General features: G+C 58.4%; 1 protein-coding gene. It reads right to left on the reverse strand.

The features are described 5' to 3' along the window. Positions 1–102: 102 nt before the first annotated feature. A partial coding sequence (locus tag ACK4SC_RS11730) for a phosphate ABC transporter ATP-binding protein (RefSeq protein ID WP_409618156.1) occupies positions 103–527 on the reverse strand: 425 nt, incomplete at its 5' end.

Consider the following 527-nt stretch of genomic DNA (forward strand, 5'->3'; position numbering starts at 1 on the left):
GCGGCGCGTCAAAAATTTCAGTTCTTCGTCGTAGGCCGACATGATGTGGGACGATGGCATTATGAAGCTCCTCGAGGTTCCGCGTCGGGTGGCCTTAGGCCATCAACCAAAGCGGCCCATGATGTAATCCTGGGTACGCTGATCATTGGGGTTGGTGAACATCTTGTCCGTATCGTCTTCCTCCACGAGATGGCCGAGATGGAACATCGCGGTTCGCTGCGAAACACGGGCCGCCTGCTGCATGGAATGCGTGACGATGACGATCGAGTAGTTCGTCCTCAACTCATGGATCAACTCCTCAACCTTTGCTGTCGCAATCGGGTCGAGCGCCGAGCACGGCTCGTCCATCAGGATGACTTCCGGGGACACCGCCACAGCACGCGCGATACACAGCCGCTGCTGTTGGCCACCCGACAAGCCGGTTCCGCTTTCCTGAAGCCGGTCCTTTACCTCGTTCCAGAGCCCTGCCTTCTGAAGGCTTGCCTCGACAATCTGGTCGAGGTCCGACTTCGACCTCGCAAGCCCGT

The organism is Microcella sp., from assembly GCF_046293215.1.
Taxonomy (GTDB): Bacteria; Actinomycetota; Actinomycetes; order Actinomycetales; family Microbacteriaceae; genus Microcella.